This window comes from Streptomyces ureilyticus (assembly GCF_011045025.1).
Classification (GTDB): Bacteria; Actinomycetota; Actinomycetes; order Streptomycetales; family Streptomycetaceae; genus Streptomyces; species Streptomyces ureilyticus.
On sequence record NZ_JAAKZX010000273.1, the window covers coordinates 1 to 10,543 of the forward strand.

A 10,543-nucleotide genomic window follows, 5' to 3' on the forward strand; every position below is an offset into this window, starting at 1 on the left:
CATAAGAATGAAAAAAGACATTAGAGATCTTCACTGTGATGATATCGTCTGGTTGTTGAGTGCTTTCTTTTTTACAAGCAGAAGACGGCATACAAGATGATGGTTGGTCTCCTGGGCTCGGAGAAGTGTATAAGAGACAGGTCCACGATCTCCGCGTCGACCACGCCCTCCTCGTCCGAGGCGTTCGCCGTGGGCTGTTCGGTGCCCGGCTGCTGGTCTTCCGGAGGCGTCTGCTGGGTCTGGGCGTACATGGCCTGGCCCATTTTCTGGCTGACCGAGGCCAGTTTTTCGACGCCGGAGCGCAGGGCGGCGGTGTCGGCGCCTTCGCGGTCTTCCAGGAGGGTCTTGAGTTCGGTGATCGCGGACTCCACCTCCGACTTGGTGTCGGCGGGGATCCGTTCCTCGTTGTCGCGGAGGAAACGCTCGGTCTGATAGACGAGTTGCTCGGCCTGGTTGCGGGTCTCGGCGGCCTCGCGGCGCTGGCGGTCCTCGTCGGCGTACTGTTCCGCCTCGCGCATCATGCGGTCGATGTCGTCCTTGGGGAGGGCCGAGCCGCCGGTCACCGTCATCTTCTGCTCGCGGCCCGTCGCGAGGTCCTTCGCCGAGACGTGCATGATCCCGTTGGCGTCGATGTCGAAGGCGACCTCGATCTGCGGCACCCCGCGCGGCGCGGGCGGCAGGCCCGTGAGGTCGAAGACGCCGAGCTTCTTGTTGTAGGCGGCGATCTCGCGCTCGCCCTGGAAGACCTGGATGCCGACCGAGGGCTGGTTGTCCGTGGCGGTGGTGAAGATCTCCGAACGCCGGGTGGGGATGGTCGTGTTGCGTTCGATGAGCTTCGTCATGATGCCGCCCTTGGTCTCGATGCCCAGGGACAGCGGGGTGACGTCGAGGAGCAGGACGTCCTTCACGTCTCCGCGGATGACGCCCGCCTGGAGGGCCGCGCCGAGGGCCACGACCTCGTCCGGGTTGACGCCCTTGTGCGGGTCCTTGCCGGTGAGTTCCTTGACGAGTTCCGTCACCGCGGGCATCCGGGTGGAGCCGCCGACGAGGATGACGTGGTCGACGGCGGAGAGCTTGATGCCCGCGTCCTTGACCGCCTGGTCGAAGGGGGTCTTGCAGCGGTCGAGCAGATCACTTGTCATTTCCTGGAACTGGGCGCGCGTCAGCTTCTCGTCGAGGTGCAGCGGGCCTTCGGCGGAGGCGGTGATGTAGGGCAGGTTGATGGTCGTCTCGGTCGAGGAGGAGAGCTCGATCTTGGCTTTCTCGGCGCCCTCGCGCAGCCGCTGGAGCGCCATCTTGTCGTTGCCGAGGTCGATGCCGTACGAGCCCTTGAACCGTTTGACCAGGTGCTCGACGATCCGCTGGTCCCAGTCGTCGCCGCCGAGGTGGGTGTCACCGTTGGTGGCCTTGACCTCGATGACGCCCTCGCCGATCTCCAGGAGCGAGACGTCGAAGGTGCCGCCGCCGAGGTCGAAGACCAGGACGGTCTGCTCCTCGCCGCGGTCGAGCCCGTACGCGAGGGCCGCGGCCGTCGGCTCGTTGATGATCCGCAGCACCTTCAGGCCCGCGATCTCGCCGGCCTCCTTGGTGGCCTGGCGCTGTGCGTCGTCGAAGTAGGCGGGCACGGTGATCACGGCGTCCGTGACGTCCTCGCCGAGATACGCCTCGGCGTCCCGCTTCAGCTTCTGCAGCACTCGGGCCGACAGCTCCTGCGCGCGGTAGCGGGTCCCGTCGATCTCACCCTGCTCCGGGAAGCGCCAGCTCCCGTCGCCCATGTACCGCTTCACGGAGCGCGCGGTGCGCTCGACGTTCGTCACGGCCTGCCGCTTGGCGACCTCGCCGACGAGGACCTCACCGTTCTTGGCGAAGGCCACGACGGACGGCGTCGTCCGCGCGCCCTCGGCGTTGGCGACGACCGTGGGCTCACCGCCCTCCAGGACGGCCACCACGGAGTTCGTGGTACCGAGATCGATCCCAACCGCTCGTGCCATCTTCGTCCCCTTCCACCCGGGCGCTTCCCGCCCTCCAGCACAAAACTTGAGCGCGCTCTTGTCAACACCAGGTACCCCGTAAACGCCTACCCCGCACCTGGAGCGGCACCCGGAAACGACGATGCCGCGCCCTGTGGGAGGGGCGCGGCATCGAGGAGTACTGACAACCGTCAGGAGTACTTACAACCGTCAGGAGTCCTTACAACCGTCAGGCCAGCTCGGCCGTCAGCGTGATCGTGGTGCCGGTGAGGGCCTGGCTCACCGGGCAGTTCTTCTTGGCGTCCTCGGCCGCCGCGGCGAAGCCGTCCGCGTCCAGGCCCGGCACCTCGCCCTGGACGGTGATGTGGATGCCGGTGATGCCCTCACCGGGCTGGAAGGTGACGTCGGCCTTCGTCTCCAGGCGGGTGGGCGGAGTGCCGGCGCCGGTCAGGCCGTGGGACAGGGCCATGGAGAAGCAGCTGGAGTGGGCGGCGGCGATGAGCTCCTCCGGGCTGGTCTTGCCGTTCGCGGCCTCGGCCCGCGACGGCCACGACACCGGCTGCGAACCGATGCCGGAGGAGTCGAAGGTGACGGTGCCGCTGCCCTTGAGCAGTTCGCCCTCCCAGACGGTGTGGGCGGTGCGCGTGGTTGCCACGATGTGTCCTTTCGATGGGTCCCTGGATCGGTCCGTACGTCCCATCCGATCACATCCGTGCCCGGTGCAGTCGGAGGGTTGGGTCAAGAGCGGTTGAACGGGAGGTAATCACCCACCGGGGTCTGCCCCGACTCCCGTCAGGCCGCCCGCTGGTCGCCCCGGGCCTGCAGGGGGATCTGCGGGCCCGCGGCCTCTCGCAGCCAGCGCCGCAGGACGCGGTGCACCTGCTCGGCGCCGACGAGTTCCGCCCCCTCCGCGCAGGGGGGCGAGAGGTCGACGGGCGACAGCAGGAACGCCTCGCCCTGCACGCCGCCGAGTCCGCCGTGGGAGCCGATCTGCTCCTCGAAGGCGAGGACTTCGCCGTCCTGGGGCTCGTAGGAGGAGTTGACCATGATGTCGGCGGCATGCGGGAAGGAGTGCGTGCGGCGTACGGCGGCTGCCGCCGCGGGGCCGAAGTCGGCGAGCGGGCCCGGGTTCTCCGCCAGTTCCTCCACGGGGATCTCCGCGCCGTGCGCGCCGAGGACGAGGCCGCCGTGCCGTTCGCTCCTGACGAGGACGAAGCCGATGCCGGGGTGGTTGGCGAGCGTGGACAGCAGGGCCGGGTGGCGCTCGTCGATCTCCTCGCGGCTCATCCGGTGCGGTACGTCCGGGAAGGACACCAGGCCCAGGTTGCCGGACGCCAGCACGATGGGCTCCGAGCGGCGGCCGGACGGACGGTGCTGTTCGCCGCCCTCCTCGACGGGCCGGTGCAGCGCGGCCCGTACGGTGGCCCGGGCCTCGGCGCCGCTGTGCGTACGCCGCGCCTTGCGGGGCACGGGCAGTCCGCAGCCGGCTCTGACGAGTTCGCCGAGGGCGAGTCCGTAGCGGGTGCGGAAGGTCTCGCCGGGGCTCTGGCCGTGGTCGGACAGGACGACGATGCGGTACGCGCGCGGGGCGTGCTCGGCGACCTTCGCGATCAGGGCAAGGGAGCGGTCCAGGCGGGCCAGGACTTTTTCGGCATCGCGGCTGTACGGGCCCGAGTGGTGGGCCACTTCGTCGTACGCCACCAGGTCCGCGTAGACCGCGGCGCGTCCGGCGAGCATGTCGCCGATCACGGCGGCGACGACGACGTCCCGCTCGACGACGGTCGCGAAGGCGCGGATGAACGGGTACAGGCCGCCGCGTTTGACGCGGGGGCGCTGTTTCTTGAGGCGGGCGCGGGTGGACTCGCCGATCTCGCGGCCGACGTCGGCGACGAACGACATGGCGGTACGGACAGCGTTGGCAGGGTCGGAGAAATACGCGAAGTAGCCCGCCCGCGAACGGTTCTCCTTGCCCCGCCGCGCCGCCACGGACAACACCAGGGCGAGCTGGTCGGCGCCACCGCTGAAGAGGTTGCCGCGGCTGGCGCCGTCCAGGGTGAGCAGGCCGCCGTCGCCGGTGCGCTCGATGGCCCGGCGCTGGAGTTCGGCGGCACTGGTAGGCCGGTTGCAGACCATCACCTCCCCGCTCTCCTTCTCGTACCAGCGGAAGGCGGGGATGTCGTGGTTGGAGCCGTGCAGGATGCCGAGCTGGCTGGCGCCGGTCTGGCTGGACCAGTCGGTGCGCCAGAGGGTGAGGCGGTGGGTGGGGCGCCCGCCCCCCTCGGTCTCGCGCTCGCCGTCACGCCCGCCCTCGCCCTCGGCTTCGCTGCTGTCGAGCCAGGCGCCGACCGTGGGCATCAGGCCCCGCCCGACCGCGTCCAGCAATACGTCATGTCCTACGCCGTCGAGCTGGATGAAAACGGTGCCGGGAGTCGACGGACCGCCCTCTCCCAGCTCCTCCGTGCGACGGCGGTCCGCCAGGCGGTACAGCCTCCTCCGGTACGCGTCGTCGTCCCGGACCGCGAGGGCCGCGCCGGTGGCGGAGGCGACCGCGGACATCACCGCGGCGACCACGACGGCGGTCTCCGGGGCGACCTCACCCCGTCCCGAGGGATTGAAGCGCAGGACGACGAGGAGCAGCGAGCCGTTGAGGAAGAAGACGAGCAGTCCGAGGACGAGGGCGGGCACGAGGAGCAGGGCGCGGACGAGAAGGGGCCACACCAGGGCCGAGAGCAGACCGAAGCCTCCGGCGCCGACCGCGGCGGCGACGGTGATACGGGTGGCGCTCTCTCCGTCGGCCGACTGGATCCGGAAGTCCGGCAGGATCCCGGCGAGCACCAGCATGGTGACCGTGGAGACGGCCCACACCGCGATACTCCGCAGGACGGCGCTGCCCAGCCGCCGCCATCGCCTGTCGCCCACGCCCACCTCCCGCTGCCTCCCCCGGCTCGCGCCGGCACCCTCCGCCGAAGTCCGTTCCCCACATTGTCACAACGGGTGAGGACGCACGGACGGTTGCAGACAGGGAGTGAACGCCCGGGGATCAGCGCCCGTCGTACCCCGCCGTCGGCATCGACAGCCGACGATGCACCTGTGCCTTCATCTGCGCGTCGTACGCCGGTTCCGCGTGCCCGACCGTCTCGATGCGTACGCCTCGCCGGGCGCACTCGGCGGTGAACTCGTCGACCGAGGCGAGCGCCCGCTCCAGCACCCGGCGGCTGGGCGCGACGAACAGATCGACGCGCCCCGCCTCGACGTCCTCCCAGAGCGCGCAGTGGTCGGGGCGCAGTCCGCGTACGAGGAGTTCCCGGGTGATGACGTACCCGTGCTCGGCGGCCCAGCGTGCGCACATGGCGTGCTGGCTGCGTGAGTCCACCAGGAAGGGATCCGCGTCCAGTTCCTCGAGCGGCGTCAGACTGGCGATGGCCGTGACCCGGAGCAGGCCGGAGGCGCTGCGCGTGTCTCCCATGGTGTCCCCCTCACCTCCGGTTTCGCCGCTGACCCTACCTCTGCCCGTAGGCTCTGGGGAGTCGCGCGAAGGGAGCAAAGGGGGTGCCGGTGGAGATCACCTGGTGGGGTCACGCGACCTGCACGGTCGAGGACTCGGGCGTGCGCCTGCTGACCGACCCGCTGTTCGCGCGTCGGCTCGCTCATCTGCGCCGGCGCCGCGGGGCACCGCCCCCACCCGAGGCGGCGCTCGCGAACGCGGCCCTGGTCTCGCATCTGCACGCCGATCATCTGCACGTTCCCTCACTGGCGCGGCTCGCCGCGGGCACCCGGGTACTGCTGCCGAGGGGCGCCACAGGCGCGGTGCCCGGGCTGCGCAGGCTCGGCCATCTGCGGCTCACGGAGGTCGCGCCGGGCGACGAGACGCGGGTCGGTGACCTGGTCGTACGGGCCGTCCCTGCGCGGCACGACGGGCGGCGGCTGCCGCTCGGGCCGCATCGTGCGCCCGCCCTCGGCTATGTCGTCGAGGGCGAGGGGCGGACCTACTTCGCCGGAGACACCGGCCTGTTCGAGGAGATGGCCAAGGAGGTCGGGCCCGTCGACGTGGCGCTGCTGCCGGTCGGCGGCTGGGGACCGTATCTCGGGGAGGGGCACCTGGACGCCGGGCGGGCCGCCGAGGCGCTGGTCCGGCTGCTGCCGGGCAGCGCGGTGCCGGTGCACTACGGCACGTACTGGCCGATCGGCATGGACGCCGTGCGCCCCCATGAATTCCATGCGCCGGGCCCGGAGTTCATGCGCCTGGCGCGCGAGAGGGCGCCCGAGGTGGCGGTGCATCTGCTGGGGCACGGCGAGAGCGTACGGCCGGAGGTCGCGCGGTGATCCTGTCCACGGCAGCCACGGTGCCGCCGGAGGCGACCCAACAGGCGGTCGGCTACCCGTCGTTGTTCCTGCTGGTGCTGATCGGGGCGCTGGTGCCCGTGGTGCCCACGGGCGCTCTGGTGAGTTCGGCCGCGGTGGTGGCTTTCCACCAGACGGCGCCGTTCTCGCTGCTGCTGGTGTTCGTGGTGGCGTCGGTCGCGGCCTTCCTCGGTGACGTGGCGCTGTACTGGCTCGGCAAGCGCGGAATGGGCTCGAAGAACGGCTCGCGGTGGCTGCAGGCGCTGCGTGATCGGGCCCCGGAAGACCGGCTCAAGCAGGCGCAGGAGCGGCTCGATACGCACGGGGTGACCGTGCTGGTCGTGTCGCGGCTGATCCCGGCGGGGCGGATTCCGGTGATGCTGGCGTGCCTGATGGCCCGGATGCCGATGCGGCAGTTCGTACGGGGGGATGTGCCGGCCTGCCTCGCGTGGGCGGTGACGTATCAACTCATCGGGATCCTGGGGGGTTCGCTGTTCAAGGAGCCCTGGGAGGGAGTGGTGGCCGCGGTGGTGCTCACGCTGGTGATCAGCGGGGCGCCGAGTGTGTGGCGCAGGGTGCGCAAGTCCGCGGCGTAACTCCGTGACCTGGGCGGTCCGTTCAGGCCAGGATCCGCGATCCCCCTACCGGCAGGTCCCACAGATCCGCTCGCGCCATTCCCGCCCTCTCCCAAGCCGCCCGCACCCGCGTCAGCGGCTCAAGCACCGGCTCCGCCGACAGTACGAACGTGGCCCAGTGCATCGGCGCCATCCGTCTGGCCCCGAGGTCCTGGGCCGCGCGGACCGCCTCCTCCGGGTCGCAGTGGACATCGCTGAGCCACCAACGGGGCTCGTACGCGCCGATCGGGAGGAGGGCCAGGTCGATGCCGGGGTAGCGGTTGCCGATCCGCTCGAACCAGTGGCCGTAGCCGGTGTCGCCCGCGAAGTAGACGCGTCGGCCGTCCGGTGCGGTGAGGATCCAGCCGCCCCACAGGGTGCGGCAGGTGTCGTGGAGACTGCGCTTGGACCAGTGGTGGGCGGGCACGAAGTCAAAGCGCACACCGTCCAGTTCGGCCGCCTCCCACCAGTCGAGCTCGGTGACACAGGTGAAGCGGCGGCGCCGGAACCAGCCGCCGAGCGCGGCGGGGACGAAGACCGGGGTGTCCCGCGGGAGCCTGCGCAGGGTCGGGGCGTCCAGGTGGTCGTAGTGGTTGTGGCTGATGACCACCGCGTCGATACGCGGCAGTTCGCTCCAGGGCACGCCAACGGGCGTGACCCGGGCGGGAGTTCCGAGGATCTTGCTGGACCAGACCGGGTCGGTCAGGACGGTGAGCCCGCCGATCCGGATCACCCAGCTCGCGTGCCCGGCCCAGGAGACGGCGACGGTGTCCACGTCCACGCGCGGCAGCGGGGCAGGCTCGTACGGCAGCCGGGGGATGTCGACGAGACCTTCGGGCCCCGGCCGCAGCGCGCCCTCGCGGGCAAAGCGGGCGAAGCCCCGGAGGCCCGGCAGCGGGTCCGTCAGCCGGTCGACGAAGGACCGCGGCCAGACGCGCCGCTCGCCGAGCGCGCGGGGCGCGGCAAGCGGCGTTCCCGTTCCGCCGACGGACACGGAGAAGGACACCGGCTCATCGGCGCCCGTGGACGGGGATACGGACGTGGTGGTGGTCGTCGAGATCGACTCGTACTGCTGCGTCTCGGACTGCTGCGTCATCGAGGGGACTCCCATCGCCGGGCGTCGTCGCGGAGATCGTCGAAGACCGATCCCAGCAGCGTCAACGCGCCTTCCACATGCGGCAATTCCAGAGGTTCCGGTGACGTGAGAGACGCCATGCGCTCCTCATCCGTTGCTCCGAGAAGGGGGCCGGTGGCCAGGCGGACGCGCAGGGCGCCGAGGTCGTCGCCGAAGCGGTGACCGCCGGGGGCGGGCATGCCGAGGCGGGCGGTGAGGAAGTCCTCCAGTTCCTGTGCGTCGCCCACGCCGTACTCGGTGAGCGCGGGGCGCAGCGGGCCCAGGTCCGCGTACAGATGGCGCCCTGTCTGCGGGGGCCGGGCGAGGGCACCGCCCGTCACCACGGCATGGTGCGCGGCGGCGGCCACGCGCGCGTGCAGCCGTACGGCCGCGGTGAGTCGCAGGCTGATCTCCTCGGGTTCGCGGAGTGCGTACGTGGCTGCTTCGGCGACCGGCGTCGCCAGGCGGGCGCCGAGCGCGGTCAGCACGTCGAGGACGCGGTCGCGCAGGTGGGCGCCGGTGTCGGTGTCGGGGAAACGGGCCAGGGCGGCCGGCCAGCCGGGCGGCAGGAACGGGCCGGCCAGGTCGGTCATCACGGTGACCCGGTCGGGAAGCATCTCGGCGGGACTCAGCAGAACCGTGTCGTGCGGCTGGTGCAGAGTGTCGCGCCAGGTCTCGTCGCTGATCAGGTGCAGTCCCTCGCCCGCGGCGGCCTCTATGGTCTCGTGGACCACCTCGGGCGGGGCGACGGTGGCGGTGGGGTCGTCGGCGACGGAGAGCACGAGCAGTCGCGGGTCGCCGCCCTCGGCGCGGACCCGGCGCACGGTCTCCAGGAGGGCGTACGGATCGGGGACGCCGCCGCACTCTGCGGACGTCGCCACATGGAACACGGAGGTGCCGAGCAGCCGGGCCGTGGGCCGCCACCAGGCGGCGCAGGGGCGCGGCACCAGGACGTCACCGCCGAGTGCGGCGGTCAGCGCGAGGAGCAGGGCCGGGGCGCCGGGTGCCGCGGCCGTACGGTGGCGCTCCGCGGGCAGTCCGCGCCGGGCCCAGTACGCGCAGGCCGCGTCCAGGAGCCGGGGGCCGCCGCCGGTGGGTTCGGTATGCGCACCGGCCGCGGCGGCGGCGAGTCCGGGCGGAACCGGCAGCCCCTGGCCAGGTAGCGGTGGGCCGTAACGGACGGGCCCGTGCCCTTCCGGATCCGTCCGCCGCATGGTTGCCTCCGCGGGGTCCGTGGTTCCTACGGTGCCCAGTTGTGCCTCTGAGCAGTGAGTACCCACCGTCACGCGTCATCAACTCAACGGTTCGCGGACGGCTCCCTGCGCAGCAGCCTGTGTACGGCGGCGCCGAGTGCACCCGTGATGAGCAGGCCGCCGGCGGCGAGCGCGGCCGGAGAGTCGGTGAACGCGCCGCCCTGGCCCGCGCTGACGCCGTGCGGGTGGTGGGAGCCGTCTCGCGACACCGTGAACGTCGCGCTCCACTCGGCCTCCTTGCCGCCGGGCGGCGCCGGGCAGGCGCCGTCGACGCTCCACTCGGAGGTGTGGCCCGCCTTGCCGGCTCCGCCCTTCTCGAAGTTCGCGGCGGACGCGATGCGGGCGGTGCCGCTGTAGGCGGGGCCCGCCGCCTCGTCCTTGCCCTTGGCCTTGTCCTTGGCCTTGTCCTTGGCCTTGTCCTTGGCCAGGTGCAGCTTGGCTGTGCCGTGCTCGAAGGCCTGCGAGTGGGCGTCAATGCTCTTGGGGGCGGGCCCGCCGAGTGCTCCGCAGGACACGGAGATGGTGACGGTGGCGCCGGGGGCGACTGTGCGCGGGGTTACCTCGGCGGCCGGGGCGATGGCCGAGGCCCCCGGCGACGTCCCGGGCGCCTTCTGGACCGACGGCCCGGCCCAGTCGTCGGCTGTCGTCCCGGGCGACGCATCGGCCCAGTCGTCCGCCGTCGTCCCGGTCGGCGTATCGGCCGAGTCCTCGGCCCAGAGGTCGGTCGACTCGTCGGACGGCTCGTCGGACGGCTCCGCGTCCGGAATCGGAGGCGCGTCCGTCGGCTCCACCTCCGGGACCCAGGCCGGGCCTGTGGCCGACTCGTCGGCGGGGATGCCGGCCGACTCATTGGCCGGACTTGTGGCCCGTTCCTGGCCCGGAACCCTGGCCCGTTCCTCGACCGGAGGTGCGGCCGACGCGGCGGTGCCCAGGCCTACGGCGACGATGGCCGTGGTGGCGACTGCGGTGGACAGGGCGCGGGCTGTGCGGCGCATGGGCTGGGCTCCTTCGGGCGAAGGCGGGGGCCTTCCGCGTCCCCGTGGGGCCGCGGAGGAGGGGCACAGCCTTCGTGCCCCGTAGCCATCAGAGCCCGCCCTTCGCCGGGGCGCGCGCGGCCGGGCACCATTCGTGCCACGGGGGCGCCCGAGCGAGTGACGGGTCCTGGCCGTGGGCGCATGCGGGCTTCCCTTTCCCCAGCCCCGCCCCTTCCCGGCTGTATCAATTTGCGGCTCCGCCGCGTGGGGGCTACGC

9 protein-coding genes are annotated in these 10,543 nt (G+C 71.7%); 2 read left to right on the forward strand and 7 right to left on the reverse strand.

Going from position 1 to position 10,543, the window contains the following annotated elements:
• Positions 1-71: 71 nt before the first annotated feature.
• The 4 genes from dnaK to G6048_RS43210 all read right to left on the reverse strand — a co-directional run bounded on the left by dnaK (position 72) and on the right by G6048_RS43210 (position 5,436).
• Complete coding sequence (gene dnaK, locus G6048_RS43195; protein ID WP_235991030.1) at positions 72-1,991, reverse strand: molecular chaperone DnaK; 1,920 nt, start codon at positions 1,989-1,991, stop codon at positions 72-74.
• A gap of 208 nt (positions 1,992-2,199) precedes the next feature.
• Positions 2,200-2,625, reverse strand: coding sequence for an OsmC family protein (locus G6048_RS43200; protein WP_033320259.1), 426 nt, complete (start codon positions 2,623-2,625; stop codon positions 2,200-2,202).
• Positions 2,626-2,762: 137 nt separating this feature from the next.
• Positions 2,763-4,889: a phage holin family protein gene (locus G6048_RS43205; protein ID WP_165345084.1), complete on the reverse strand. Its 2,127-nt coding sequence runs from the start codon at positions 4,887-4,889 to the stop codon at positions 2,763-2,765.
• Between the two features lie 121 nt (positions 4,890-5,010).
• A complete protein-coding gene (locus tag G6048_RS43210; protein WP_165345085.1) occupies positions 5,011-5,436 on the reverse strand; it encodes a recombinase family protein in 426 nt (141 codons plus the stop codon).
• Positions 5,437-5,519: 83 nt separating this feature from the next.
• On the opposite strand from G6048_RS43210, the gene G6048_RS43215 reads away from it, so the two are divergent.
• Together G6048_RS43215 and G6048_RS43220 are read left to right on the forward strand one after the other, a co-directional pair.
• Positions 5,520-6,293 (forward strand): MBL fold metallo-hydrolase, encoded by a 774-nt coding sequence (locus G6048_RS43215; RefSeq protein WP_165345086.1) that lies wholly within the window; start codon positions 5,520-5,522, stop codon positions 6,291-6,293.
• Complete coding sequence (locus G6048_RS43220) at positions 6,290-6,907, forward strand: DedA family protein (protein ID WP_165345087.1); 618 nt, start codon at positions 6,290-6,292, stop codon at positions 6,905-6,907. The genes G6048_RS43215 and G6048_RS43220 overlap by 4 nt, the downstream gene beginning before the upstream one ends.
• Before the next feature lie 22 nt (positions 6,908-6,929).
• On the opposite strand, the gene G6048_RS43225 is transcribed toward G6048_RS43220, so the two are convergent.
• The 3 genes from G6048_RS43225 to G6048_RS51670 all read right to left on the reverse strand — a co-directional run bounded on the left by G6048_RS43225 (position 6,930) and on the right by G6048_RS51670 (position 10,287).
• Positions 6,930-8,021, reverse strand: a complete 1,092-nt coding sequence (locus G6048_RS43225; protein WP_165345088.1) for an MBL fold metallo-hydrolase — start codon at positions 8,019-8,021, stop codon at positions 6,930-6,932.
• Positions 8,018-9,253 (reverse strand): aminotransferase class I/II-fold pyridoxal phosphate-dependent enzyme, encoded by a 1,236-nt coding sequence (locus G6048_RS43230; RefSeq protein WP_165345089.1) that lies wholly within the window; start codon positions 9,251-9,253, stop codon positions 8,018-8,020. The genes G6048_RS43225 and G6048_RS43230 overlap by 4 nt, the downstream gene beginning before the upstream one ends.
• An 83-nt stretch (positions 9,254-9,336) precedes the next feature.
• Positions 9,337-10,287: a hypothetical protein gene (locus G6048_RS51670; RefSeq protein WP_206342846.1), complete on the reverse strand. Its 951-nt coding sequence runs from the start codon at positions 10,285-10,287 to the stop codon at positions 9,337-9,339.
• Positions 10,288-10,543: the final 256 nt, after the last annotated feature.